Origin of the sequence: Neobacillus sp. NPDC058068 (assembly GCF_042885335.1) — a bacterium.
In the GTDB taxonomy this organism is placed as follows: domain Bacteria; phylum Bacillota; class Bacilli; order Bacillales; family Cytobacillaceae; genus Neobacillus.
On record NZ_JBHVSI010000009.1, the window covers coordinates 1 to 23,816 of the forward strand.

Sequence of the window (23,816 nt, forward strand, 5' to 3'; positions counted from 1 at the left end):
TTCGGTCCCTATCCGTCGTGGGCGCAGGAAATTTGAGAGGAGCTGTCCTTAGTACGAGAGGACCGGGATGGACGCACCGCTGGTGTACCAGTTGTCTTGCCAAAGGCATCGCTGGGTAGCTATGTGCGGACGGGATAAGTGCTGAAAGCATCTAAGCATGAAGCCCCCCTCAAGATGAGATTTCCCATAGCGTCAAGCTAGTAAGAACCCTGAAAGATGATCAGGTTGATAGGTCAGAGGTGGAAGCGCGGCGACGTGTGGAGCTGACTGATACTAATCGTTCGAGGACTTAACCAAATGATTATTCGTTTTTACAAAAACTTCTTCTGCATTATCTAGTTTTGAGGGAATGAAACCTCAAGTAAATATAGTCTGGCAGTAATGGCGAGAAGGTCACACCCGTTCCCATACCGAACACGGAAGTTAAGCTTCTCAGCGCCGATGGTAGTTGGGGCAGGCGCCCCTGTGAGAGTAGGACGCTGCCAGGCTGTATACATAAATGGAGGATTAGCTCAGCTGGGAGAGCATCTGCCTTACAAGCAGAGGGTCGGCGGTTCGATCCCGTCATCCTCCACCATAATTGAATTACATATTTGGCGGTGTAGCTCAGCTGGCTAGAGCGTTCGGTTCATACCCGAAAGGTCGGGGGTTCGACTCCCTTCGCCGCTACCAAATGATTTTAGTGATTGTTTTTTATAATGGAGGAATACCCAAGTCTGGCTGAAGGGATCGGTCTTGAAAACCGACAGGCGGGTCATACCGCGCGGGGGTTCGAATCCCTCTTCCTCCTCCATATTTTATTTACTATTTCCTATTTATTTTTTATCGTCGCGGGGTGGAGCAGTCTGGTAGCTCGTCGGGCTCATAACCCGAAGGTCGCAGGTTCAAATCCTGTCCCCGCAATATACAAAAATATGAACTTTAGTTCCTATTTACCAAAAAAATCCCTTCTGTGTAGACAGAAGGGATTTTTTTTAATATTGTCCTATCATTTGTAAACGAAACTTCTCGTAAATACCTGTGTTAGAAAAAAGGATTTTTGAATCTTCCCTCCAATAATTCTAATCGTATTTTTATCTACCAATAATACGCTATCCTACTCTGAGCAATACTTCCTAATAATTATTGCCAAAACGGTTGATGGAGAAACGGTAACCGTAAACGTCAGTTCATTTAAGGCGGGCGAACCGGTAACATTATCCTTCGACTTAGATCAAACGAATTTGACTCCATATTTAGGAGCTATGGGACACGTCGTGATTCTTAACGAATATGGTAAGGAGTTTCTTCATGTTCATCCATCAAATGAAAATAAGCCTACTTTTGAAACATCGTTCGATAAGCCTGGTATCTACAAAATCTGGGCTGAGTTTAAACAAAATGGAAAAGTAAGGGCGTTCCCGTTTGTTTTCGAAATAAAGAATAAATGAAAGACTATGAAACCGTTGTTAGGCGGTTTTTTTCATCTATTAATATAGGAAGTACATGCTGTGGTGATTTAATTAATTTTTAATCCAAGTTAATAATCTTAAAATTTGGAAGGGGCCATTCCAAGAAATAATAAAGCCAAACAAGAAAAATGCTGCAACAGCTAAAAGCTTCATTTTCCCTTGTTCTCTTTTGAACATTGCACTAAAGCTTAACATCAACCCAATAAACAATACAACAAATCCCGTTAGCATTAGAGGTTCGATATAGTTTGAATAAATATAAGAGGAACCAAGGACCAGTAAACCAATTACAGCAAATACAATGGATAGTTTACTAAGCGTTTTCATAAAACACCCCTTTTTCTAGTAAATTATACCAATTACCATTGTGGTAAGCAAATAATTATTGAGGAGTTATAGCAATTGATAATAAAGGAGTGAAAATTAGATGTTGGGAAGGTGTTAGCATCGTTTGTGGAGTAACTACATTAACGAGGTTCAAGAGTTAAAGATGAGGGCTGTTTACAGCATCTCTTTTTCTTTTTGTGCTAACTGGCCGGATAGTCGAAGAAGGAATATGTATTCACTTACAGAATATACATAATTAGGTAATATGAAGGTGGGAGCTTAAATGGATAAGTGCAGTACCTTGGCCCTGCTCGGCTCCAATGGGGCGGGCAAGACAACGGTTGTCAAAGAAGATTACTTACGGAATAATGGTGACTTTGAATTTGATGAAACGGAGAATAAACGTCCGATGACCAATTGGCTCTAAGCGCAGGACATATCCATAGGGCTGATAAAAAAGTATAGAGAGGGAAAAACAAATGAAAAAGATTACAACGGTACAAAGCAACAGCGGCTTCTCCGAAACTGGGCTACGCAGAATGCGCGACGTGCTGGCACGGCATGTCGAATCCGGGAAGATTCCTGGGCTCGTCGCCCTGGTCAGCCGGTACGATGAGACGCACGTCGAAGCGATCGGGACGATGCGCCATGACGGTGGTGCGCCGATGCGCCGGGACTCGATTTTCCGGATGGCCTCGACGTCCAAGCCGGTTACGATCGTGGCGGCGATGGTCCTGCTCGACGAGTGCAGACTGCGGCTGGATGACCTGGTAGAGCAGTGGCTGCCGGAACTCGCCGACCGGCGGGTGCTGAAGCGGATCGACGGCCCGCTGGACGATACCGTGCCGGCGCGGCGGCCGATCACCGTACGGGACCTACTGACCTCCACGTTCGGGCTCGGCATGGATATGACGTCGCTGGGCACTCCAATCATGAACGCGATCTTCGCGGAGGGGCTCACGCCCAATCTACCGGAGCCGGTGCCCGAGCCGGATGAGTGGATGCGCCGCCTTGGCGCGCTTCCGCTGATGCACCATCCCGGAGAGCGCTGGCAGTACCACATTAGCAACGATCTACTCGGCGTGCTTGTCGCCAGGGTCACGGGCCAGTCGTTTGAGACGTTCCTGCGGGAACGCATCTTCGACCCCCTGGGCATGAAGGACACCGGTTTCCACGTGCCCGCCGACAAGATCGACCGACTGCCAACCCTCTACGCCCCTGACCCGCAGACCGGAGAGTTCATAGTGTGGGACGAGGCCAAGGGGGGACGCCACAGCCAGCCTCCAGCGTTCCAGGGCGGTGGCGGCGGACTGGTTTCCACCGTCGACGACTACCACGCCTACTTCCGGATGCTGCTGAATCACGGGATGCACGGGACCGAACGGATCCTATCCCGGCCCGCCGTCCAGCTGATGACCACCAACAGCCTCACACCCGAGCAACAAGCCGCCCGAAACGCCATGGCCCGCGACAACGTCCATGTGTCATTCGGCCAAGGGCAGCACGGCGGCTGGGGCTTCGGGATGGCGGTGCGCACCTACCGTGGTGACTACGCGTCCATCGGCCAGTTCGGCTGGGACGGCGGAAGCGGCACCGCGACGTACGCTGACCCGGACAAACAGCTCATCGGAATCCTGCTCACCCAGGTCGGGGCGTCTACTCCGGATTCAACGCAGCTTATCCACGACTTCTGGACCATGGTCTACCAGGCAATCGAAGACTGACACCGAGCCGGCGGTTCTTCGTTCGTTTAAAAAAAGGCCGGTGAATTTCATCGACCTTATTGGGGCAGAACCATGACGTGGCGAGGAGTTGGTTGGACGGAGTGGAAGCGGGCAGGGGCATGGCCGCAAGTCCTTGGAGGTCTATTCAATGCTTGCAATCACCGATGCCCAGCAGGGATATAACGAGGTCATCAATAAATAATTCCCCATTTAATTACATCTACATTGCGGGTGGTGTCAGCTTCGCTGGTACTACCCCTTTTTAAATTGAAAAAATAAATTGATAAAAATGCTCGACTTAAGGATGCGTTATTCCAGGAAGGATTAACGCCTTTTTTGTTGAAGTTATTGAACTAACGGTTAGTTTAGTTAAAAAAGGGCTTGTTTATGAGATAGAAAAAAAAGACTACTGAACTATCAGAAGCCTTATTTTTAATATGTTTCAGTAATAATTTTCCCTGGATGTATCATAATCCTCCTGTAGAGTTAACTTCAGACTGAAACTGATTGGATGATAAAATTTCCTTTACCGTTAATAAGTTGTTATTTAGAGTTTAGAAGTATTCGATTGACAATTTGATAAATTTAAACTATTATCACTTTAGTTAATTAAAAAATTGAATGTAGATTTTTCTTCTTATCCAGAGAGGTGGAGGGACTGGCCCTTTGAAGCCTCGGCAGCAGGTTCTTATGAATACTGTGCCAATTCCATCAAGCACATCGCTTGAAAGATGAGAAGAGGGTAATAAAACTCTCTTCTTAGGAAGGGAGTTTTTAATTTATACATTAATCCAACTTAAACAATAGGAAAACTATAAATTTAGAATAGTAGAGGAGAGAATACAAATGAAATATGGTTTTTGGTTACCGATTTTTGGAGGCTGGTTACGTAATGTGGAGAATGAAAATATGCCGCCTACCTTTGATTATGCAAAGAAAATAATACAATCTGCTGAAAAATGGGGATACTCGACTACCTTAATAGCTGAATTATATTTAAATGATATTAAAGGACCGGAGCATGACTCTCTTGAAGCTTGGTCTACAGCAGCAGCCCTTGCAGCAGTGACGGAAAAAATTGAAATTATGACTGCGATTCGCCCTGGTTTTCATAATCCTGCTGTAGCGGCCAAAATGGCAGCAAATATTGATCAAATCAGTAATGGGCGTTTTACTCTAAACATTGTTTCTGCTTGGTGGGCAGAAGAAGCACGTCAATATGGAGGAATTTTTACAGAACATGATGAGCGTTACGCTCGTACCGAAGAGTTTATTGATGTACTAAAAGGTTTATGGACAGAAGAAACCTTCAATTATTCTGGTCAATTTTACGAATTAAAGGATGCGAAGCTTGCACCGAAACCTGTTCAAGGACCAAACCCGATTCTTTATGCAGGCGGTGAAAGTGAAAAAGGTAAGCAAACCATAGCAGAAAAATGTGATGCTTATGTTATGCACGGTGGTACAGTTGAAGAGATTGATGGAAAAATCACCGATATGAGGGCACGCCGCGAACAAACTGGCAGTGGGCCATTTAGTTCATTTGGTATGGCTGCTTATGTTATTTGCCGTGATACAGAAGAAGAGGCTCTGGCTGAGCTTGCAAAAATCACGACTGTGAAAGACACTAGCGGATATGCTGGCTTTAAAGATTTCACTACTAAATCGCAATTAGAGCAACAAATCCAATTACAGGATTACTCTGTATCCAATCGTGGCCTACGACCGAACTTAGTAGGAACACCTGAGCAAATTGCAGATCGAATTTTACAATATGAAGAAGCTGGCTTAGACTTATTGTTATTGCAATTTTCACCTCAATTAGAGGAAATGGAACGCTTTGCAAAGCAGGTTATGCCATTAGTTGAACAAAAACGTAGTTTAATAAAGAACTAGAGAGGAGACATAATGATGAGCAAGGTATATGTGATACATGAAAATAGTGAGTGGACAGTCCATTTAACAAAAAGGTTAGCGGAACTTGGTGTTCCTTATGAAGAATGGCATTTGGACGAAGGAACGCTAGATTTATCAAAAGAGCCACCAGAAGGAATCTTCTATAGCCGAATGAGTGCATCTTCTCATACACGTGATCATCGTTTTGCAGCTGAATTTTCCGGGCAAGTATTGGCTTGGCTTGAAGCACATGGACGTACGGTGTTAAATGGAACGAGTGCTCTAAAGCTAGAGGTCAGTAAGGTTCTACAATATTTAGAGTTAAACAAGTATGGTGTTAAGACTCCAAAAACGATTGCAGCGGTTGGAAAACAAAACATTTTAAAGGCAGCCGAAGCATTTGAAGGACAGTCCTTTATTACGAAGCATAACCGTGCCGGTAAAGGCTTAGGTGTTCAATTATTCCATAGTATAGAAGCTCTAAAAGCTTATGTGGAAGGACCCACTTTCGAAGAACCGGTCGATGGAATTACCCTTATTCAAGAATACATTCAATCTCCTGAAAGCTACATAACCCGTTGTGAGTTTGTAGGAGGGAACTTTGTTTATGCCGTTAAGGTTGATACTTCGGAAGGATTTGAACTTTGCCCAGCGGACGCATGCCAAATTGGCGATTTATTCTGCCCGGTAGGAGAAAAAGTAGAAGAGAAGCCTAAGTTTCAAATCATTGACGGTTTTGAGGACGAAATTTTAGAAAAATATAAAAATGTTCTAGCTGGTAATAAAATTCAAGTTGCTGGAATCGAGTTCATCAAAAATTCTGAAGGTGAAATTTTTACTTACGATATTAATACAAACACGAACTATAATTCTGATGCAGAAGCAGAAGCTGGAAAATACGGAATGCTCGAAGTAGCTTTAATATTAAAGAAGACATTAGAAGAAAAATACGTAACAACAGCAACGGCTTAAATTTTGAGAAGTAACGAAAATTACCTTGGAATTACCTGATAATGAAAGGGATATTGAAAGTCTTCTTGATTTAATTAAAGAAGAAGAAAACCCCATAATGTTAGTTTATACATTTTTCTGAATTAAATCTAAAAGGAGAATGATCGTCTAATAGGCGGTCATTTTTTTCGATTTGATAATTCTGGAAAACAATTTCTTTCCAAATAACTCGGTTAAATAAAGAAAGGGAATTTATCCTTTTATTAACCATTGTAAGGGGTATGGTACATCATTTTCCTTTATTAAACTACCGGGTAGCAAGAGTTGAAGAACTAGCTGCAATTTTAGTGACCTTTTTATTGTGCTAAAGGTTCAGGCTACATTACTCTGCTAATCGAACTGTTTCGGTCTACATCGAACCTCTTCTGTAAATATATTTCTTCTCCTTGGACAAACTTATTTTGTAGATTTAATCAAGGAGGAATTAAATATGGTAAACGATATTAAACAGGAAATGGAACGTATTTGGGCTGAAACGTGTGATTCATGGGAAAACTGTACTGAGGAAAACATTCAGTCTTTCTTAGCACAATGCCTAGAAAAGAGCATAGATCCACAATATTGTATGAGTTGGGTAGAGCAACATAGCAACCAAATCCCTAATTGGTCAGCCGTTTCGAAGGTATCTCTTGATTGGGTAAATGAACACACTTCAACTGGTTCGCCTATTAATGGACATGAACCTCAGTAACAAGGAGAGAAATACTCTCCTCTTTTTTTATGTTTGAAGTTTATACCGTTCCTGCTTTGCAATATCGCACTACCGCATAAATTTTTTATTTAAAAGGAAAGTGTGTACTGCTTAAACAACGATCAGCGATTTTTGTTATTGTGCTAACGAAGCATGATTTTTGAAGAAGGGATTCGAGTAATTTAAATAGAATTTTAAGCAAAGGTCGAATATATGAAGGTGAATAAATTGATAAATTTATACACTTTTTAGAGAATCCCATTAGGTACGATTGAGTGTGGTTGGATTAAAGATGATAGGGGAGAACGACTTCCTTTTCAAATTGCAAAATACAGTAAAGGCCCTTTTTCTGGTACTAAAAATTTTCTACTTTAGGTTTAAATAAAGTTACAAGTTAGCCAGATGGCTTTAGATAATAGGACCGCATTCTTTAAGAGACAAACCAAAATCCCCAAGGATTCTTGGGGATAATGATGATTTAGTTCTGTTCTATTCTGAAATATTAATTAATGACAAAATTGGATTCAAAATGGTTTACCACTTCATTGCGCTCTTCTTTAATACTAATTTTGATTCCAATATCCTCCACTAAAAATATTAACACCTTGATAAACGTTAAATCTGATTAACTAGATTCTAAGAAAAAGTAATGACAACGGATCCATTACCTGTGCCGACATTAGCAGTATTAACCTGGTTCGTGCCGCCGTTAAATGAACCGCCGCCACCGCCGCCGCCGCCAGTGCTGCCGCCGCCGCCGCCGCCGCTAAAACCGCCGCCGCCGCCGCCGCCAGATGTAGCTCCGCCGCCGCCGCCGCCGCCGAAACCTCCGTTCCCGCCGGTATTGCCGCCTTGAGTGCCTCCAGCGCCGCCTGCTGCAGGAGGTGTGCCGGTAGTAATAGACATTCCTCCGCCGCCACCTGGGGTTCCGTTAGCAGATCCGCCATTTCCGGCCGGAGCAGCGTTAACACCAGCACCGCCACCGCCGCCACTGGCACCCGGAGGAGTACCGGCAGCACCTCCATTTCCTGCAATTCCTCCCGCGCCACCCGTATTGCCGTTTGTACCGTTTGGTGAGGTTGCATTTGCATTTACTCCACCAGTAGTAGCACCGGCACCACCGCCGCCTCCAGCAGCGACCAGCAACGTCCCAGGAGAAAAAGCTGTAAAGCCAGTTCCCGTACCTACAAAGGAACCGCCGCCACCACCGCCTGTACTAGTACCTATAGTTCCCATGCCTCCTACTAGTACGGATAGTGTATTACCTGGAGTTACGAGGAAATCCCCCATTATAGAAGCCCCGTTACCGCGTGTAGCCGGAGTTGCACCACCACCTGCCGCACCGATAGCAAGTATTCTAGCAGAAGTAGCACCTGACGGAACAACAACAGATTGAAGTGCTCCTGTAAAAGCAAATGTGAATGTTACTGGCGAAAACGGCGGTACTGCAAATGGAATGAGATCGAGCACATTTTCAAATTTGAACTCCAGCAGCATTTCCTTCTTGATGACGTCACGAAGGGTTCTTTGAACACTTGCATCAACAGCAAGAAGGTTGGACAACGAAACAGTGGCAGGAGAAAATGTGGTCCTTGTAGGGGTTAATGTGCCAAGAACTAATTGAAGTTTCTCTGCTTCTGAGTTTAATAGGTGAGCGAGAGCTAACTCCTCAAGGGCAATTGAGCTTAAAAGTAATGGAACAGTTTGGGCAATGCTAAGCGAAATGGTAGGCGTTATATTCGGAATGTTTGGATTAGACAATATTATTTCAACTCCTTAAAGATTTTTAATAGGTTCTTTATAATTTACTCAATGAAATATCATGTGGACAGTACGCTTGTCCATGTTTAAGGGACAATATTGTAAGGGTGGAGAAGTATTCATTTACAGGATAAAAGCAAAAAATTCCCTATGAGAAAACGGAGATTTTTATTTGTTCAATATTGTGAAGGTTTTCACTTAAAGAACGGGGGCTTTGCCATGATCCTACGTAAAAGAACAGTTGTCTTCATAAGCAGCTGTTCTTTTTGAACAAATTGAAAGTTATTAAACATAAGGCGTTTTTTCCTTTAGGATTAGGCTGTTATAATTGGCGGCTTTTTTTTATTAAACTAACGGCGTTCTTTAGCTTAAAAAAGAGTAAAGCCCTTTTCTTCTTCAACTAAAGGGCAGATTAGTTGAATATAAGTGTCGCTGTTGACCCATACTATGCCATTGGAGTTATTAATCTTGAATATTAGCTATTTTATAAAATTATGTAGCAAGGCATTTTCAGGGAGGGTGTTTACTAAAATGTATTTTGCCTTGCTCTGATATTAATTTTCACTATTTTTAGAATGAATAATACAAAAGTTAGAAAACTCATTTTGGTAAAAATTTTACAACAAAATAAATAAAAAAAGAACACCATAGGATGTTCGTTAAGTTAAGAAAATTAAATCTTTGTTGGTGTTTGACCCACAGCAATAGAGATCCTATTCCAACTGTTTATTTGATTAATAATAAGAACTAGATCAACATATTGTTTCTCATCATAATGTTCTCGGACACGGTTGTGTAAGTCATCAGGAACTCGTTTTGTTGGTATCAAGGTAATATGCTCAGTAAGTTCTAAAGCAACTTTTTCTTCAGGTGAATAAAAATCGCATTCTTCCCAGGCATTTAAACAATAAATTCTTTGTTCAGTTTCCCCCAACTTACGAGCATCGGATGTATGCATATTGATGCAGTTGGCACAACCGTTAATTTGAGAAGCCCTAATTTTGATCAACTCTCTAGTAGTTTGATTAATTGAAGATTTTTTAGTGTACTTCTCCATATCTAACATAATCTTCATTGCATCTGGTGCAATTTCAATGTTGGAGATGCGTAGACTCATAAGGAACAACCCCTTTGCGTTAAGATAATTTTATTATACTAATGGACGTACATTAATAGAACTTTTTTAGACATTTGTAATCAAGAGAAATTTAGTGTATTTTCTTCGCAGTACGAAGATTATATGTAATAAAGAAAACTGTACATTGTTGAACTAATGGGGCAGGTTGGTTGACGATGAGAAGATATAAAAAAGGTCTTTTCCAAAGCCCTTAAAGGAGTAATATCAGGTAGACAAATAATTGTTACAAGGGTGGGAGGATATTAAAAATATCTTATCAATTATCAGGAGGATTTATGGAGTGAAGAATTGGGTAATTCGAGTTCTAGTTATTATTGCAGGGTTACTTCTATGGGCTGTTTTGAGAATTCTATTTCATTATCCTTATTGAACGGGGGCGATTCTTCAAAATTAAAGGATCGCCTTTTTCCTTATTCAAGTAACATGGCAGTTGAAGAAGGAATACAATTAATCAATCCTAAACCCAATGAACAATCAACCTCAAGACTGATGTTAAAAGGGGTAAATACCATTAAAATTTACACCAAGAAAGTAGAATGAAAAGGGTTGTTAAATATGGTGCATTTTGGGGGTATATCTATGAGTAAAGGAGAAAAGCCTATTGGTTATTGGTTAAAAGAAGCAGATAAATCAATTTCAGCTAAGGTCAACAAAAATTTGGAGCAGTATAACTTGACACGCCTTCACTGGCAGGTGTTAAATACAGTTTATGAAAAAGATGAAATTACAAAAGAGGCTATATTTGATCTACTTCGTAATTTTGTTGATGAATCCTATCTCAGTGAGATTCTCAATAATTTTACTTTAAAAAATTGGATGAACCAATTGAAGAATTCAGAATCAGGTACGACTTTGATTCAAATGACAGAGGAAGGAAAGGTAGCTTTTACCGAAATCCTTTCCACTCAACAAAAAACAAGAATGCAATTGTTTCAGGGTATTACAAACGAGGAATATGAAATAACTGTCAAAGTACTTAAACAATTGATTGATAATGCTACAAGTTAACGTTTGAAATAAAACATGCCTTTCTTTAACTATAGGCGCTTTAGTTTAAGAAGTTTCGGATTTCAATAACAAAGAAAACTCGCCAATATGATATGACCCCTTTTATTGTGGCGATCATAGCGAGTCTTTTTGTCATAGATGGCAGTTTAACAATTGGCAGTTTAATCGCATTTTTTGCGTATGTGGATAAAATGCGAAGTCCTGTGGCAGCTTTAGTCAATGCATTTCCTGCTATAACGGAAGGGAGTGTTGCCTTGCAAAGGATTTTTGACTTCTTCCGTACCCCATCCACGATTAAAGAAAAAACGAACCCTGTAGACTTAAAGAATTTCACTCATTCGATTAAGTTAAATAACGTGTCTTTTTCTTACGATGGAAAAAACAAGATTATTAACGACGTTTCTTTAACCCTAGAAAAAGGGAAAACGTATGCGTTTGTCGGCGAGAGCGGTGGCGGAAAGAGCACCATCCTCCAGCTTTTGCTAAGAATGTATGATGTGACAAATGGTGAAGTGTTAATTGATGGTGTGAATATCAGAGATTACTCATTAGCAAGTCTCAGAGAACATATGGGGATAGTGACGCAGGATAATTTCTTATATAGCACTTCGATTAAAGATAATATTAAAATGGCAAAGCTTGATGCGACGGACGAGGAAATGATTTCAGCTGCCAAAAAGGCATTCGCCCATGATTTTATTTCAGCGTTACCTACTAGCTATGATACAGAAATAGGCGAGAGGGGGATCAAGCTTTCAGGTGGCCAAAAGCAGCGTATCGCCCTTTCCCGTGTATTTTTGAAGGATCCGTCTTTAATTATTTTAGACGAAGCAACCAGCGCACTCGATAATGAAAGTGAGAAATTGGTCCAAGAATCGATCAATCAATTTGATAGTGATAAAACCATCATAATGATCGCACACCGACTTTCTACGATTTTGAATGCTGACACGATTTTTGTCGTGAAAAATGGAGAAATTGTTGAAAGCGGCAACCACCAAAGCCTGTTAAACCGAAACGGTTATTATAAAGATCTCTACTCGAAACAGAATATGCAAAGTGTGGATCAATTGAAATTGGCGGCAGGATCATAAGATTGCTGGGTATTCAAGTAAGGGGACACCATCACTAACGGAAGGTGCCCCTTACTATTTTTTGCTTTGCGCACCTGATTGTGGTTCAGGCGTTTATTTAATCGCCTTACTCACTTTCAGCTTTTTCCCTTTAATCGTTGCATTCTCCATCGCTTGTAAGACGAGCGAGCCCTTACCATTAAGAATATCAACATATGACATTTGGTCCAGGATGGTTATTATCCCGATATCTTCTGCGGTTACTCCAGGAATCTTTGCAATTGTTCCAACAAAATCAACTGCGCGAATCTTCTTCTTTTTCCCACCGCTGAAATGGAGTTTCATGATACCTTGGTTGATCCGCGCTGTTTTATTATTTTTCACCACGCGCCGACCGCCGATTTTTTCTGTGAAAGCATCCTTTCCACTTGCAACTTCCTGTTGACTAGGCGCTGCCATTTTAGGGATTTCAAAGCCAATGTACCTTTCAATCGCCCGAACGAACTTTCCTTCATAAGGTGTCGCGAAGGTAATTGCTTTTCCTTTATTGCCGGCACGGCCGGTTCGTCCTGTGCGGTGGACATAGCTCTCTTTTTCCATTGGAACATCATAATTAATGACGAGGGTGACATTATCAATATCAATTCCCCGAGCAGCTACATCAGTGGCGACCAGATATCGGAAATTTCCCAGTTTGAAACCATCCATCACGGCAAACCGATCTTGTTGTTCTAAGCCTCCATGAAGTCGTTCACAAGAATAATTGGCTGCTTCCAATTCGGCATACACAGTTTCGACGTGTTCCTTCGTACGGCAAAAAATCAGGCAGCTGTCCGGGTTTTCAACGACGGTTACATCTTTTAGAAGTGACAGCTTTTCCTCCTCTTTCACTTCGATTAACAGATGTTCAATCGTTTCCGTCGTGATTCCGGTCGAGGCAATCTCAATGTTTACAGGGTTTTTCATATATTTATGGCAGAGATTTTCGACATCTTTCGGTAAGGTCGCAGAAAAAACCATCGTTACTCTGTTTGCAGGAAGTTCTTTAATGATCGTTTCTACATCGTCGATGAAACCCATATTCAACATTTCATCCGCTTCATCGATGATTAGATACTTAATTTCGGTTAAATCGAGCGTTCCTCTTTCAATATGGTCAATGACCCGTCCAGGGGTCCCGACGACGACATGCGTTTTTTGCTGCAATTCTTCTTTTTGCTTCGAAAAAGGCTCTTTTCCATAAACGGCCATCGCTTTAATTCGTTTGAACCTGCCAATATTGGTGATATCTTCGCGAACTTGAACCGCAAGCTCCCTTGTTGGGGTAAGAATTAATGCTTGTGGCTTCCGTTCCTCCCATTCCACCATTTCACAAATAGGAATGCCAAAGGATGCCGTCTTGCCGCTGCCTGTTTGTGATTTTACCACTAGATCGTTATTGTCCAGTGCTAATGGCAGTACTTCACGCTGAACCTCTGTGGGAACATCGTATTTTAACACCGCAAGCGCTCTGTTTATTTCATCGCTTAGATTATAAGCCGTAAAACTTTGTTTACTCATGTATTAACCTCATTTTTTTGTATTATCCTACTCATTTATAGGATTTCTCCTAAAGAAATATCATATGCAGAAGCTGAATAGGATTCATTATACAGGAGAATCCAGTTGCATCGGCATTTTTTTAAAAAATATATATCCATGACATGTATCGTGCTCAGTATATTCCACTTCCGTTATGCACGAAATTAGGGTGCAACGGTACTTGTAGTGAAGATGGAGCATAGGAAAATAACTCAATACCTAGTTGATATCTATAAGGCTAAAAAAGTGTCATTTACTGGTGCTAAAGGGGTACATAGAGTACAAATTGACCCAATAGAAATATTAGATCTTGATGAATTTCGACCAGATGAACATTTACAAATTATTTAAAGCAAGGAAAAGTAGTAGAAATTATGCGTCTTCCATATATATAGTTGATTTACGTTACTGATAGGAGAATCCAATCAAATCTTTTTTCAAAATGGATTCTTTTTGTTTGCTTCCAAAATAGACTTTATCAAACCGTATTCCAAAGCTAAAGCAAACTCCAATATTAGAAAATACTTGCAAGTTGCAAATTTATGACGTATATTAATTTACAAGAAGAAGTTGGTAATGTTGGAGGGAAAATAGATGGTCATGGTTCGGGAAGCAAACATTAGGGATTTAGAATCCATTCTGAACATATACAACCAAGGAATTGAAGACAGAATAGCCACTTTAGAAACTGAGCCTAAAGATCTTCAGTACATGAAAGAGTGGTTGGAACAGCACAAAGGACGATTCAAAGTTATTGTTGCTGAACAAGAAGGAAAGATTTTAGGTTGGTCCTCATTAAATATTTACAATAACCGTTGTGCATATGCAGGAGTTGCAGATTTATCAATATACATTGCTAGAGAGTACAGAGGGAAGGGCATTGGGAGTTTGTTATTATCAGAAATTGAGAGGTTAGCAAAAGAAAATGATTTTCATAAAATCGTTCTATTTACATTTCCGTTCAATAAGCTTGGTCAAGGCTTATATCTCAAGAATGGATATCGTGAGGTCGGCATATTTAAAAATCAGGGTATTCTGGATGGAAAGTACGTTGATGTTATGGCAATGGAAAAGTTAATCGTTCAATATAAGTAAAGGTGGTGGTGATTTGTGACAGTAAATCATTCAAGTGTTCTCTCTGTTGATTATTTTGAAGCTTACTTCAAACTTGTAATTTTATCAAGGAACTATGATATTGTGAAGGCAAATGAATTTATGACGCAGTATTTTTTTTAAGGCGATTTACTAATATACGGAAAGGAGACGTATCAAAGTTTTGTCACAGCATATCAAAATTTAAAAAATAATTTGATGTGATAGTTGCGTTTTGCAAATAATTTTGTATAATAAGAAAGAGGTGATAAATTTTGGAAAATACTCGTGAATTATTTCAAGTAATGACACGACGCTTTGGTCTTTTAAATAAAAATTGCTGCAGTGCAGGCGGTTGCGATATTTCCCTCATTCAAAGTCATATCCTTTATGAGGTTGACCATCAGCATAAACCTTCTATGCAGCAAATTGCAGACACTTTAGGTACGGATATTACAACATTTAGCCGTCAGGTACAATCCTTAGTGAAAATGAATTTGGTCAAAAAAACACCAGATCCAGATGATAGACGAATCAGTATCCTATCCCTAACAACAGAGGGAAAATTTATTGCAACGACGATCGACGAACAAATGAATTCTTTTTTAAATGAAGTTTTTTCTCATATGAACGAGTTTGAAAAAGAAACAGTCTTTCGTTCCATTAAGTTGTTAAATAATGCAATGGCAAAATCTAACGTATGCTGTGGAACTATTTCGGGGTAATATCCCCATTTTTAATACTTGCGAAATACAAGTAAAAAGGAGAGTTCGAATGACTAAAGTATGGGATGCAATTGTGATTGGTGGAGGGCAAGCTGGTCTTGCTACTGGATATCATTTGCGAAAGCTAGGTTTACGATTTTTAATCTTGGAAGCAACCGAACAGGCTGCCGGATCTTGGCCTAAGTATTATGACAGTCTTAAATTGTTTTCTCCTGCAAGATTTTCGTCATTACCTGGAATGAAATTTCCTGGAAATCCTGATAAATATCCATCTAAATCAGAGGTGGTTAGTTACTTAAAAGATTATACAAAACATTTTGAGCTACCCGTTATGATAGATAAGCAGATTGTGAGTGTTGAGAAAATTAATAAAGAGTTTACAGTTCGTACAAAATCTGGGAAGGAGTTTCAATCAAAGACCATTATAAATGCTACCGGCTCCTTTCAAAGCCCATATAAGCCTTTAATAAGGGGCCAGGAGATATTTAAAGGAGGTATCATTCATTCTTCCGAGTACCAGAAGCCAGATGCTTTTGTCAATCAGAGGATTGTCGTTGTGGGTCGTGGGAACTCTGCTGTTCAAATTGTTATCGAGCTTGCAGGAGTAAGTAAGACAACTTTAGCAGTTCGCCAGCCTGTTCATTTGATAAAACAAAGACTACTTGGGAGGGATATTCACTTTTGGCTTAAAGTAACGGGGTTCGATACATTTCCTTTTTGGAGATTTGGCAAAACCACACCGAGTTCAAATTCCGTAATCGATCTTGGACAATATTCGGAACAACTTGCACAAGGAAGCCCGGATCAGCAGCCAATGTTTACTTCTTTTGATTCGGATGGGGTGATTTGGTCAGAAGGAAGAAATGAGAAGGTAGATACCGTCATCTTTGCTACTGGATATCAAAACAATATTACTCACTTAAAAGAAATAGGAGCCATTGATTCCAATGGGCACCCTTTTCATGTTGGTGGTGTAAGTACCTCAGTACAGGGACTTTATTATGTAGGTTTAGAAGGTCAACGGTCATTTTCTTCTGCAACTTTAAGAGGGGTCGGATCTGATGCACAATATGTGGTTCGAAAGTTGGTACGTTATTTGAAAGATAATTCGTAAATAAAATAACAAAATTAATTAATAGTTGCAAAATACAAGTATTAAAGGGGATTTAATAATGGTTGGGAAAATACTCCAGGATTTTATATCAATTGCAATAGAGCTTACTGCTCTATTTGTAGGAATTTCTTTTCTAGTTAGTTTACTTCAAGGGTTTATCCCTTATGAAAAGCTCAACAAATATTTATCTGGAAGGAACACATTTATAGGAGTCACAGCAGCAATTGCGTTCGCATTTATAACACCATTCTGTTCTTGCTCCACTATTCCAGTGGTAGTGAATTTGTTAAATAAAAAGGTTCGATTTGGCACCGTTATGGTATTTCTATTTGCTTCACCAGTCCTAGACCCAACTATCATCACACTGATGGCAACCTTGTTAGGAGTAAAGGTTGCGATTGTTTATACTCTCGTTACTTCAATCTTATCCATCATCATTGGATTATTATTAGAAAAACTGGGCTTTGAATCTGCAGTAAAGAAAGTGACAATGACTGGCTTTAATGAGAAGGAGATTAAATTCAGTTTCAAAGGAGCATTAAAAGAAACCATGAGCTTGATGAAAACAGTTTACCCATATCTTCTAATCGGAGCAGGTATAGGATCAATTATTCATGAAGCAGTGCCCACTGAATGGATTATGACATACCTTGGTGACGATAAGTGGTGGTTAGTACCAGTAGCAGCGATCATTGGAATTCCGTTGTATATCCGTATATCGACGATGATTCCATTATCGCAAATACTTATTGCAAAAGGGATGGCATTCCCACCAGTAATGGCCCTAATGATTGGTTCAACAGGAGCTAGTTTACCTGAAATTGCATTATTAAACTCAATATTTCAAAAAAGACTCGTTTCAGCATTTATTGTATCTGTTGTTCTAATGGCTTCAATATCAGGGTTTCTCTTTTATTTAATTTGAAGGAGGTGAGGAAGGATGGCATGGTTCATAAAGAGCAAAGGAAAGTCTTGTTGTGATGTAAAAATAGAAGAAGTCCAAGAAGATAAAAACTCTTGTTGTAATGTGAAAATTGAAGAAGTAAAAGAAAATAAAAAAGAATAGATTGTTACGAGTTAAATTTAATACAATTTCAAATATGGAGGAATTACAATGAAAATGCATGTCGGAGTTAATGTAACTAATTTAAAGGATTCCATCGAATTCTACAAAAAAGTCTTTGATGCAGAACCGGTTAAAGTAAAATCGGATTATGCGAAGTTTTTGCTTGATGACCCTGGATTAAATTTCACCCTAAATTTAAAAGATCAGGTATCTGGGAATCAAGTTGGCCATTTTGGCTTTCAAGTAAACAGTTTAAAGGAAGTTCTTCAACATAAAGAACGCTTAGAAAAGTTAGGCTTTTTTGCCCGTGAAGAAATGGATGTAACTTGTTGTTATGCAACCCAAGATAAATTTTGGGTAACTGATCCGAACGGGAATGAGTGGGAATTTTTCTATACAAAAACGGATGTAAAAGATATGCAAAACAAAGACACAGATTGTTGTAAATCTGCAGTTGAACAAAAAGATGAACAAATGAATGCTTCATGTTGTACACCAAATGTGCAAAAAGTAGAACTTGTTGTAGACTCCTCAAAGTGACGCTCTAAGATTTCATGTTTCCCCTTAAGGCCATCTTTTCTTTGTAAGATGGCCTTTTTAGTTTGAAAAAAGATAAAAAAATCATTTCCTAAGTGTTAAATAATCTTTTAATGTTTTACAAAAAATTAATAAAATACAACTTGCATTTAATACATAAGCGGAATATTATATAAGTAAATCATTATATAAAAAGGAGGAAATCTTTTTTGAAGAATATTGAATTGATGGCGAAACAGTTAAAAGCTGTAAGTGATCCAAATCGTTTAAAGCTGTTAGCCTGTCTTAAAAAAGGGGAAGTATGTGCTTGTGATTTTGTTGATGTTTTAAATATTTCCCAACCTGCTGTCAGTCAACAATTGAAAAAGTTAAAAGAAGCTGGAATTATTGTCGAAAGACCAGCAGGAACATGGAAGCATTATCGATTAAATGAAAGGCAACAACCGTATATTCAGACCATTATTGACCATTTGGATGAGATTTCATTCATACGTTGCGACTGTTAAACGCTTGTAATACTTTTTTAGTCAAGACGTGCGAGGTATAAGCAGATCCTGTTTTGCGTCAAGAATTTTCATCATCAAGGGGATTAAAACAATGAAAGAAAAGATCATCAGTGAATTTTTGGGAACCTATTTCCTTGTTTTTGCTGGGACAGGTGCAGTAGTAATAGATACTATGACGAAAAGTTTAACACATGTGGGTGTTGCGACTACATTTGGATTGGTCGTGATGGCATTAATTTACACGTTTGGACACATCTCAGGTGCACATTTTAATCCTGCAGTTACCATAGGATTTTTAATTCATAAGGATATAACTAAAAAGGAAGCCGTGTATTATATTGTTACACAAATCATTGCAGGGATTGCAGCTAGCCTCACCTTATTTTCTTTATTTGGAAATGTGGCGTCTTTAGGTGCTACGCTGCCAAATGGTACATGGGCACAATCTTTTGTTTTAGAGTTCATCCTTACATTTTTCTTAATGTTTGTTATTTTTGGAGCAGCTGTTCATGGTAAAGCTTCAAAATCCTTTGCAGGAATAGCAATTGGTGCAACAGTGGGATTAGAAGCGATGTTTGGTGGACCGATTAGTGGTGCCTCGATGAATCCAGCAAGATCGATTGGTCCAGCGATCGTATCAGGAACACTTCAACATTTATGGGTGTATATTATCGCAACTATTTTGGGAGCCATGTGCGCAGCAATCATTTATAAATTACTAGAAGATACAAAAAGGAGCGAGCAACATGTCTAAAAAAACACTTTACTTTTTATGTACTGGAAACTCATGTCGAAGCCAAATGGCAGAAGGTTGGGCAAAGAATTATTTAGGTAATGAGTGGGAAGTACGCAGTGCTGGTATTGAAGCGCACGGGTTGAACCCCAATGCAGTAAAGGCGATGAAAGAAGCTGGAATTGATATTTCAAATCATACTTCTGATATTATTGATCCTGTATATTTAAACAATGCAGATTTAGTTGTAACACTATGTGGTGACGCTGCTGACAAATGCCCAATTACCCCGCCAAAAGTAAAAAGAGTGCATTGGGGATTTGATGACCCAGCAAAAGCACAAGGAACAGATGAGGAAAAATGGGCATTCTTTCAGCGTGTCCGTGATGAAATTGGAGATAGAATCAAACGTTATAGTGAAACAGGAGAATAATACAACCAATAACCAAGAGTCATTCTTTTGGTTATTCTTTAAAGAAATAAATAAGCAAATGCTTATTTAATAATATATTGGAGGTATTAACATGAATAAGGTTGAGATTTTTGACCCTGCGATGTGTTGCTCAACAGGGGTTTGCGGTCCAAGTGTCGATCCAGAGTTAACGAGAGTGGCCTCTGCTGTTTATTCGTTAGAGAAAAAAGGCTTTAATATTAAACGATACCAATTAACATCAAATCCTGATAAATTCGCTGAAAACGATGAAATAATTCGTGTATTTAAGGAAAAGGGTCCCGATGCCTTACCAGTTGTTTTAGTCAATGACAAGTGCGTTAAAGTGGGGAGTTATCCAACCAATGAAGAATTCGCAGCATGGTTTGAAGTAATGGAAAAGGAGCTAAATGAAAAACCAAAAGTACGACTTTCTATCAATTTAAACCAACTATAACAATTTTGGAAGAAGGAAGAATTATGTATCCATTATTCAGTCCAAATTATGTTCAGACTCAATTTATATTTTTAACTGGAAAAGGTGGAGTGGGAAAAACATCAACAGCATGTGCTACAGCAGTCGCATTAGCAGACAGTGGAAAAAAAGTCTTATTGATTAGTACAGATCCTGCTTCCAACCTACAAGATGTTTTTGGAATCGAATTAACCAGCACACCAAAAGCAGTTCCAGCTGTTGAAAATTTATTTGCGAGTAATATTGATCCTGAAAGCTCAGCTAAAGCTTATCGTGAAAGTGTTGTTGGTCCTTATCGCGGAGTATTTCCAGAAGCAGTTGTTGCAACAATGGAAGAGCAATTATCAGGTGCTTGCACAGTAGAAATTGCAGCATTCGATGAATTTACTGGTTTTCTTACCAATAGTGAAATCGTGAATCTTTATGACCATATTATTTTTGATACGGCCCCAACAGGTCACACGTTACGGCTATTGCAGCTTCCTACTGCTTGGAATGGATTTTTAGAAGAAAGTATGCATGGTGCATCCTGTTTAGGACCTTTATCGGGATTAGCAGATAAAAAGGATCTTTATTCAAGTGCAGTATCGGCACTTTCTGACCCATCTAAAACGACACTAATATTAGTAACAAGACCGGATATTTCAGCCCTTTTAGAAGCAGACCGAGCCTCTAAGGAGCTAAAAGAGATAGGGATAAAAAACCAAATGCTTATTGTAAATGGCCTTCTTCAATATCACAATGAAAACGATGAAATTTCATCTGCATTTTATCATCGACAAAGAGATGCATTAAAGCAAATGCCAAGCAATTTAAAAGAGACCATTACGTACTCGTTACCGTATGTTCCATATTCTTTAACAGGTATAGAAAATCTTCGAAATCTATTTAAACCATACGAAGTTTCAACAACTTTAGATATAGCAAATCCATCTGTAAATCTTCCAGGGCTAAAAACTGTTATTGATAACTTTTCAGCTAATGGTACAAAGTTGATTTTCACGATGGGAAAAGGTGGCGTAGGAAAAACAACTGTTGCATCGGCTATTGCAGTTGGCTTGGTTGAAAAAGGGCATCGGGTCCATTTAACCACAACAGATCCTGCAGCACACTTGGAATATCAATTCCAAAATGGTCACCTCGATCATAATTTAACGATTAGCAGCATTAATCCGAAAGTAGAAGTTGAAAAGTATAAGGCTGAAGTACTTTCTAAGGTTAGTAAGGACTTGGACGAAGCTGGTCTTGCTTACTTGAAAGAGGATTTAGAATCACCGTGTACAGAAGAAATTGCCGTTTTTCAGGCTTTTGCAGAAGTTGTTGCTAAATCAGAAAATGAAATTGTGGTCATTGATACAGCACCGACAGGGCATACGTTACTGTTATTAGATGCTTCAGAGTCATATAGTAAAGAAATTGAAAGGTCAACAGGAGAAGTTCCGGAAAGCGCGAAAAAACTTTTGCCACAAATTCGTAATCCAAAAGAAACATCCGTGGTGATTGTCACACTTGCAGAAGCTACACCTGTTTTAGAAGCATCGAGATTACAAGATGATTTAAGGCGAGCAAGTATAGACCCAAAATGGTGGGTTATTAATCAAAGTTTATCAGCTACAAATACAAACGATCCTATCTTAAAAGGAAAAGCTTCATCAGAATGGGAATGGATTCGAGAAGTAAATGAAAACAAGGCTGAGAAGTGTGCCATTATTCCCTGGTTACCGGAAGAAAAGGTTGGGTACGACAAGGTAAAAGATTATATTCATTAATCAGTGGGGGAATTAGTAGAAAAAGTTGTGATTTTAGGAACCGGTCCAGCAGGGTTAACAGCTGCTATTTATCTGGCACGAGCAAATATGAAACCAGTTGTAATCGAAGGAAACCAACCAGGTGGACAGTTGACACTTACAACAGAGGTTGAAAATTTCCCTGGTTTTACCGACGGAATTATGGGTCCAGAATTAATGGATAACATGAGAAAATAAGCAGAACGTTTTGGTGCTGAATTTAAAAGAGGTTGGGTAACAAGCGTAGATTCATCAAAGAAACCATTTCGTTTAGATGTTAACGGTTTAGGTGAAATTGAGACTGAATCTCTTATCCTCTCAACAGGTGCTTCAGCGAAGCTTCTGAATATAACGGGAGAAAAAGAAAACATAGGCCGAGGTGTTAGTACCTGTGCCACATTTGATGGATTTTTTTCAGAGGAAAAAAAGTTGTCATAGTTGGCGGAGGCGATTCTGCTATGGAAGAAGCAAATTTCTTAACGAAATTTGCAAGTGAAGTGATTATTGTCCATAGAAGAAATGAGCTTCGTGCTTCAAAAATTATGCAGGATCGTGCGAGAGGGAATTCAAAAATATCTTGGAAACTTAATAAAACACCTCTAGAAGTGATTGCTAATGAAAATCGAGTTACAGGTTTAAAAGTGAAAAACAATGAAACTAATGAGGAAGAGATTATTGAAACCGATGGGATTTTTGTTGCAATCGGTCATACACCCAATACTTCTTTCTTGAATGGTCAAATAAATACAGATGAAACCGGATATATAAATGTAGTACCTGGTACAACTGAAACCAATGTTCCTGGGGTTTTTGCTTGTGGGGATGTACAAGATAAAAAGTACCGTCAAGCAATTACTGCTGCAGGTACTGGATGTATGGCTGCCCTAGATGCTGAAAGATACTTAGAAGGAAATGCAGTCCATGATTGGAGTAAATAATGGTAGTAGGAGGATGAAAAATGACAACAAAGAACTATCATGAATTATTGAAAGACCGTATTTTCATCGGTGGTGCAGACGATGTAGAAGATTTTATGAAAAATGAAAAAGTAGATGTCATTTTTGATTTAAGAGCAGAATCTCCAAAAGAGGGTCCTATTTATAATCGTGTCCACAGCCCTATTGTTGATGATGCAAAACATCAAGATGAATTTATTAAGAAATCCATTGATCATGTTGTGAATGCCTATAATAAAGGAGAGAATGTTTACTTTCACTGCCAAGGAGGAAGCAACCGTACAGGAACTGTTGCGATTGGTACACTATTGGCTCTAGGAAAAGCATGTACAATTCAAGAGGCAGAAGAAATTGCTAAAACCGCACGACCTAAAATTAATGTAAAACCAGAGATGAAAGAATCATTAAAACGTATTTTTCCAAATGCATAAGAACTCTAGGAGGAACAAAAAATGAAAATAACTGATGGAGCTAAACAACTATTAGAAAGCTTTTTAAATGAAAAGGGAGCAGAAGGAATCCGTCTATATTCTGTGGCTGGTTGCTGCGGACCACAATTTGCCATTTCTTTAGACACACCAGAGGAATCAGATACGATTCAAACCATTAACGGAATTAAGGTAGCATTCGATTCGCAAATTACAGGAACTGATGAATTAACATTAGATAAAGAAGAAAATCAAGAGGGTGCAGGATTAGTTTTAATTGGTGCAAATAGCTGTTGTTAAGCCAGA

Annotated in this window: 27 protein-coding genes, 4 tRNA genes, 2 rRNA genes, 1 pseudogene and 1 riboswitch; of the genes and pseudogenes, 30 read left to right on the forward strand and 4 right to left on the reverse strand. The window is 39.3% G+C overall.

What is annotated here, in order from left to right; translation table 11 throughout:
• From ACFVSW_RS11835 to ACFVSW_RS11865, 7 genes are all read left to right on the forward strand, one after another.
• Window positions 1–297: ribosomal RNA gene (locus tag ACFVSW_RS11835) — 23S ribosomal RNA — on the forward strand; the annotation flags it as partial.
• Between the two features lie 74 nt (window positions 298–371).
• Window positions 372–488: ribosomal RNA gene (gene rrf / locus ACFVSW_RS11840) — 5S ribosomal RNA — on the forward strand.
• Between the two features lie 13 nt (window positions 489–501).
• Window positions 502–577 (forward strand) — tRNA-Val (locus ACFVSW_RS11845).
• Between the two features lie 18 nt (window positions 578–595).
• Window positions 596–672: transfer RNA gene (locus tag ACFVSW_RS11850), tRNA-Met, on the forward strand.
• Window positions 673–700: 28 nt separating this feature from the next.
• Window positions 701–793 (forward strand) — tRNA-Ser (locus ACFVSW_RS11855).
• 36 nt (window positions 794–829) lie between these two features.
• Window positions 830–903: transfer RNA gene (locus ACFVSW_RS11860), tRNA-Met, on the forward strand.
• Between the two features lie 341 nt (window positions 904–1,244).
• Window positions 1,245–1,430: a hypothetical protein gene (locus ACFVSW_RS11865; protein WP_387316066.1), complete on the forward strand. Its 186-nt coding sequence runs from the start codon at window positions 1,245–1,247 to the stop codon at window positions 1,428–1,430.
• Window positions 1,431–1,502: 72 nt separating this feature from the next.
• Here the strand turns inward: ACFVSW_RS11865 and ACFVSW_RS11870 are convergent, their stop codons facing one another.
• Window positions 1,503–1,778, reverse strand: coding sequence for a hypothetical protein (locus ACFVSW_RS11870; RefSeq protein ID WP_387316068.1), 276 nt, complete (start codon window positions 1,776–1,778; stop codon window positions 1,503–1,505).
• Between the two features lie 283 nt (window positions 1,779–2,061).
• Between ACFVSW_RS11870 and ACFVSW_RS11875 the strand changes: the two genes are divergently transcribed.
• The 5 genes from ACFVSW_RS11875 to ACFVSW_RS11895 all read left to right on the forward strand — a co-directional run bounded on the left by ACFVSW_RS11875 (window position 2,062) and on the right by ACFVSW_RS11895 (window position 7,100).
• A complete protein-coding gene (locus ACFVSW_RS11875) occupies window positions 2,062–2,205 on the forward strand; it encodes a hypothetical protein (RefSeq protein WP_387316070.1) in 144 nt (47 codons plus the stop codon).
• Window positions 2,206–2,257: 52 nt separating this feature from the next.
• Window positions 2,258–3,502, forward strand: coding sequence for a serine hydrolase domain-containing protein (locus tag ACFVSW_RS11880; RefSeq protein ID WP_387316072.1), 1,245 nt, complete (start codon window positions 2,258–2,260; stop codon window positions 3,500–3,502).
• A gap of 634 nt (window positions 3,503–4,136) precedes the next feature.
• Window positions 4,137–4,240, forward strand: a riboswitch (SAM riboswitch).
• 108 nt (window positions 4,241–4,348) lie between these two features.
• Window positions 4,349–5,398: an LLM class flavin-dependent oxidoreductase gene (locus tag ACFVSW_RS11885; RefSeq protein ID WP_387316074.1), complete on the forward strand. Its 1,050-nt coding sequence runs from the start codon at window positions 4,349–4,351 to the stop codon at window positions 5,396–5,398.
• 15 nt (window positions 5,399–5,413) lie between these two features.
• Window positions 5,414–6,370, forward strand: coding sequence for an ATP-grasp domain-containing protein (locus ACFVSW_RS11890; protein WP_387316076.1), 957 nt, complete (start codon window positions 5,414–5,416; stop codon window positions 6,368–6,370).
• Window positions 6,371–6,839: 469 nt separating this feature from the next.
• On the forward strand, window positions 6,840–7,100 hold the full coding sequence (locus ACFVSW_RS11895; protein WP_387316079.1) for a hypothetical protein: 261 nt from the start codon (window positions 6,840–6,842) through the stop codon (window positions 7,098–7,100).
• A gap of 636 nt (window positions 7,101–7,736) precedes the next feature.
• On the opposite strand, the gene ACFVSW_RS11900 is transcribed toward ACFVSW_RS11895, so the two are convergent.
• A complete protein-coding gene (locus ACFVSW_RS11900; protein WP_387316081.1) occupies window positions 7,737–8,861 on the reverse strand; it encodes an alpha-helical endospore appendage domain-containing protein in 1,125 nt (374 codons plus the stop codon).
• A 673-nt stretch (window positions 8,862–9,534) separates the two neighbouring features.
• Window positions 9,535–9,978 carry a carboxymuconolactone decarboxylase family protein gene (locus tag ACFVSW_RS11905; RefSeq protein ID WP_387316082.1) on the reverse strand — a complete coding sequence of 148 codons (444 nt, stop codon included), beginning with the start codon at window positions 9,976–9,978 and terminating at the stop codon, window positions 9,535–9,537.
• 309 nt (window positions 9,979–10,287) lie between these two features.
• On the opposite strand from ACFVSW_RS11905, the gene ACFVSW_RS11910 reads away from it, so the two are divergent.
• The 3 genes from ACFVSW_RS11910 (at window position 10,288) to ACFVSW_RS11920 (ending at window position 12,101) form a co-directional block, all read left to right on the forward strand.
• Window positions 10,288–10,539: a hypothetical protein gene (locus ACFVSW_RS11910; protein WP_387316084.1), complete on the forward strand. Its 252-nt coding sequence runs from the start codon at window positions 10,288–10,290 to the stop codon at window positions 10,537–10,539.
• A gap of 39 nt (window positions 10,540–10,578) precedes the next feature.
• Window positions 10,579–11,007 carry a MarR family winged helix-turn-helix transcriptional regulator gene (locus ACFVSW_RS11915; protein ID WP_387316086.1) on the forward strand — a complete coding sequence of 143 codons (429 nt, stop codon included), beginning with the start codon at window positions 10,579–10,581 and terminating at the stop codon, window positions 11,005–11,007.
• A 107-nt stretch (window positions 11,008–11,114) separates the two neighbouring features.
• A complete protein-coding gene (locus ACFVSW_RS11920; protein ID WP_387316089.1) occupies window positions 11,115–12,101 on the forward strand; it encodes an ABC transporter ATP-binding protein in 987 nt (328 codons plus the stop codon).
• Between the two features lie 93 nt (window positions 12,102–12,194).
• Here the strand turns inward: ACFVSW_RS11920 and ACFVSW_RS11925 are convergent, their stop codons facing one another.
• On the reverse strand, window positions 12,195–13,640 hold the full coding sequence (locus ACFVSW_RS11925) for a DEAD/DEAH box helicase (protein ID WP_387316091.1): 1,446 nt from the start codon (window positions 13,638–13,640) through the stop codon (window positions 12,195–12,197).
• Between the two features lie 615 nt (window positions 13,641–14,255).
• Between ACFVSW_RS11925 and ACFVSW_RS11930 the strand changes: the two genes are divergently transcribed.
• The 15 genes and pseudogenes from ACFVSW_RS11930 to ACFVSW_RS12000 all read left to right on the forward strand — a co-directional run bounded on the left by ACFVSW_RS11930 (window position 14,256) and on the right by ACFVSW_RS12000 (window position 23,810).
• A complete protein-coding gene (locus tag ACFVSW_RS11930) occupies window positions 14,256–14,756 on the forward strand; it encodes an arsinothricin resistance N-acetyltransferase ArsN1 family A (protein ID WP_387316092.1) in 501 nt (166 codons plus the stop codon).
• Window positions 14,757–14,771: 15 nt separating this feature from the next.
• Window positions 14,772–14,897 (forward strand): hypothetical protein, encoded by a 126-nt coding sequence (locus ACFVSW_RS11935; protein WP_387316094.1) that lies wholly within the window; start codon window positions 14,772–14,774, stop codon window positions 14,895–14,897.
• 131 nt (window positions 14,898–15,028) lie between these two features.
• The gene (locus ACFVSW_RS11940) at window positions 15,029–15,478 is read left to right on the forward strand and encodes a MarR family winged helix-turn-helix transcriptional regulator (protein ID WP_387316096.1); all 450 of its coding nucleotides are present in this window, start codon (window positions 15,029–15,031) and stop codon (window positions 15,476–15,478) included.
• 49 nt (window positions 15,479–15,527) lie between these two features.
• Entirely contained in the window at window positions 15,528–16,592 is a 1,065-nt protein-coding gene (locus ACFVSW_RS11945; RefSeq protein WP_387316098.1) for a flavin-containing monooxygenase, read from the forward strand.
• Window positions 16,593–16,650: 58 nt separating this feature from the next.
• Complete coding sequence (locus ACFVSW_RS11950; protein ID WP_387316100.1) at window positions 16,651–17,517, forward strand: permease; 867 nt, start codon at window positions 16,651–16,653, stop codon at window positions 17,515–17,517.
• 15 nt (window positions 17,518–17,532) lie between these two features.
• Window positions 17,533–17,658, forward strand: coding sequence for a hypothetical protein (locus ACFVSW_RS11955; protein ID WP_387316103.1), 126 nt, complete (start codon window positions 17,533–17,535; stop codon window positions 17,656–17,658).
• Between the two features lie 48 nt (window positions 17,659–17,706).
• Entirely contained in the window at window positions 17,707–18,198 is a 492-nt protein-coding gene (locus tag ACFVSW_RS11960) for an ArsI/CadI family heavy metal resistance metalloenzyme (RefSeq protein WP_387316105.1), read from the forward strand.
• Between the two features lie 224 nt (window positions 18,199–18,422).
• The gene (locus ACFVSW_RS11965; RefSeq protein WP_387316452.1) at window positions 18,423–18,701 is read left to right on the forward strand and encodes an ArsR/SmtB family transcription factor; all 279 of its coding nucleotides are present in this window, start codon (window positions 18,423–18,425) and stop codon (window positions 18,699–18,701) included.
• Window positions 18,702–18,792: 91 nt separating this feature from the next.
• Window positions 18,793–19,455, forward strand: a complete 663-nt coding sequence (locus ACFVSW_RS11970) for an MIP/aquaporin family protein (protein ID WP_387316107.1) — start codon at window positions 18,793–18,795, stop codon at window positions 19,453–19,455.
• Window positions 19,448–19,867, forward strand: a complete 420-nt coding sequence (gene arsC, locus ACFVSW_RS11975) for an arsenate reductase (thioredoxin) (protein ID WP_387316109.1) — start codon at window positions 19,448–19,450, stop codon at window positions 19,865–19,867. The genes ACFVSW_RS11970 and arsC overlap by 8 nt, the downstream gene beginning before the upstream one ends.
• Before the next feature lie 91 nt (window positions 19,868–19,958).
• A complete protein-coding gene (gene arsD, locus ACFVSW_RS11980) occupies window positions 19,959–20,321 on the forward strand; it encodes an arsenite efflux transporter metallochaperone ArsD (RefSeq protein WP_387316110.1) in 363 nt (120 codons plus the stop codon).
• 23 nt (window positions 20,322–20,344) lie between these two features.
• Complete coding sequence (gene arsA, locus ACFVSW_RS11985) at window positions 20,345–22,108, forward strand: arsenical pump-driving ATPase (protein ID WP_387316112.1); 1,764 nt, start codon at window positions 20,345–20,347, stop codon at window positions 22,106–22,108.
• A 3-nt stretch (window positions 22,109–22,111) separates the two neighbouring features.
• Window positions 22,112–23,064, forward strand: a pseudogene (gene trxB, locus ACFVSW_RS11990) (thioredoxin-disulfide reductase).
• 20 nt (window positions 23,065–23,084) lie between these two features.
• Window positions 23,085–23,513 carry a protein-tyrosine phosphatase family protein gene (locus tag ACFVSW_RS11995; protein ID WP_387316115.1) on the forward strand — a complete coding sequence of 143 codons (429 nt, stop codon included), beginning with the start codon at window positions 23,085–23,087 and terminating at the stop codon, window positions 23,511–23,513.
• A 21-nt stretch (window positions 23,514–23,534) separates the two neighbouring features.
• Window positions 23,535–23,810, forward strand: a complete 276-nt coding sequence (locus ACFVSW_RS12000; protein WP_387316117.1) for an iron-sulfur cluster assembly accessory protein — start codon at window positions 23,535–23,537, stop codon at window positions 23,808–23,810.
• Window positions 23,811–23,816: the final 6 nt, after the last annotated feature.

What these genes read in the sequence shown, in the direction of transcription:
- ACFVSW_RS11865 (WP_387316066.1), top strand. Translation starts at nt 1,245, where the DNA reads ATGGGACACGTCGTGATTCTTAACGAATATGGTAAGGAGTTTCTTCAT.
- ACFVSW_RS11870 (WP_387316068.1), bottom strand. Translation starts at nt 1,778, where the DNA reads ATGAAAACGCTTAGTAAACTATCCATTGTATTTGCTGTAATTGGTTTA.
- ACFVSW_RS11875 (WP_387316070.1), top strand. Translation starts at nt 2,062, where the DNA reads ATGGATAAGTGCAGTACCTTGGCCCTGCTCGGCTCCAATGGGGCGGGC.
- ACFVSW_RS11880 (WP_387316072.1), top strand. Translation starts at nt 2,258, where the DNA reads ATGAAAAAGATTACAACGGTACAAAGCAACAGCGGCTTCTCCGAAACT.
- ACFVSW_RS11885 (WP_387316074.1), top strand. Translation starts at nt 4,349, where the DNA reads ATGAAATATGGTTTTTGGTTACCGATTTTTGGAGGCTGGTTACGTAAT.
- ACFVSW_RS11890 (WP_387316076.1), top strand. Translation starts at nt 5,414, where the DNA reads ATGAGCAAGGTATATGTGATACATGAAAATAGTGAGTGGACAGTCCAT.
- ACFVSW_RS11895 (WP_387316079.1), top strand. Translation starts at nt 6,840, where the DNA reads ATGGTAAACGATATTAAACAGGAAATGGAACGTATTTGGGCTGAAACG.
- ACFVSW_RS11905 (WP_387316082.1), bottom strand. Translation starts at nt 9,978, where the DNA reads ATGAGTCTACGCATCTCCAACATTGAAATTGCACCAGATGCAATGAAG.
- ACFVSW_RS11915 (WP_387316086.1), top strand. Translation starts at nt 10,579, where the DNA reads ATGAGTAAAGGAGAAAAGCCTATTGGTTATTGGTTAAAAGAAGCAGAT.
- ACFVSW_RS11925 (WP_387316091.1), bottom strand. Translation starts at nt 13,640, where the DNA reads ATGAGTAAACAAAGTTTTACGGCTTATAATCTAAGCGATGAAATAAAC.
- ACFVSW_RS11930 (WP_387316092.1), top strand. Translation starts at nt 14,256, where the DNA reads ATGGTCATGGTTCGGGAAGCAAACATTAGGGATTTAGAATCCATTCTG.
- ACFVSW_RS11945 (WP_387316098.1), top strand. Translation starts at nt 15,528, where the DNA reads ATGACTAAAGTATGGGATGCAATTGTGATTGGTGGAGGGCAAGCTGGT.
- ACFVSW_RS11950 (WP_387316100.1), top strand. Translation starts at nt 16,651, where the DNA reads ATGGTTGGGAAAATACTCCAGGATTTTATATCAATTGCAATAGAGCTT.
- ACFVSW_RS11955 (WP_387316103.1), top strand. Translation starts at nt 17,533, where the DNA reads ATGGCATGGTTCATAAAGAGCAAAGGAAAGTCTTGTTGTGATGTAAAA.
- ACFVSW_RS11960 (WP_387316105.1), top strand. Translation starts at nt 17,707, where the DNA reads ATGAAAATGCATGTCGGAGTTAATGTAACTAATTTAAAGGATTCCATC.
- ACFVSW_RS11965 (WP_387316452.1), top strand. Translation starts at nt 18,423, where the DNA reads ATGGCGAAACAGTTAAAAGCTGTAAGTGATCCAAATCGTTTAAAGCTG.
- ACFVSW_RS11970 (WP_387316107.1), top strand. Translation starts at nt 18,793, where the DNA reads ATGAAAGAAAAGATCATCAGTGAATTTTTGGGAACCTATTTCCTTGTT.
- arsC (WP_387316109.1), top strand. Translation starts at nt 19,448, where the DNA reads ATGTCTAAAAAAACACTTTACTTTTTATGTACTGGAAACTCATGTCGA.
- arsD (WP_387316110.1), top strand. Translation starts at nt 19,959, where the DNA reads ATGAATAAGGTTGAGATTTTTGACCCTGCGATGTGTTGCTCAACAGGG.
- arsA (WP_387316112.1), top strand. Translation starts at nt 20,345, where the DNA reads ATGTATCCATTATTCAGTCCAAATTATGTTCAGACTCAATTTATATTT.
- ACFVSW_RS11995 (WP_387316115.1), top strand. Translation starts at nt 23,085, where the DNA reads ATGACAACAAAGAACTATCATGAATTATTGAAAGACCGTATTTTCATC.
- ACFVSW_RS12000 (WP_387316117.1), top strand. Translation starts at nt 23,535, where the DNA reads ATGAAAATAACTGATGGAGCTAAACAACTATTAGAAAGCTTTTTAAAT.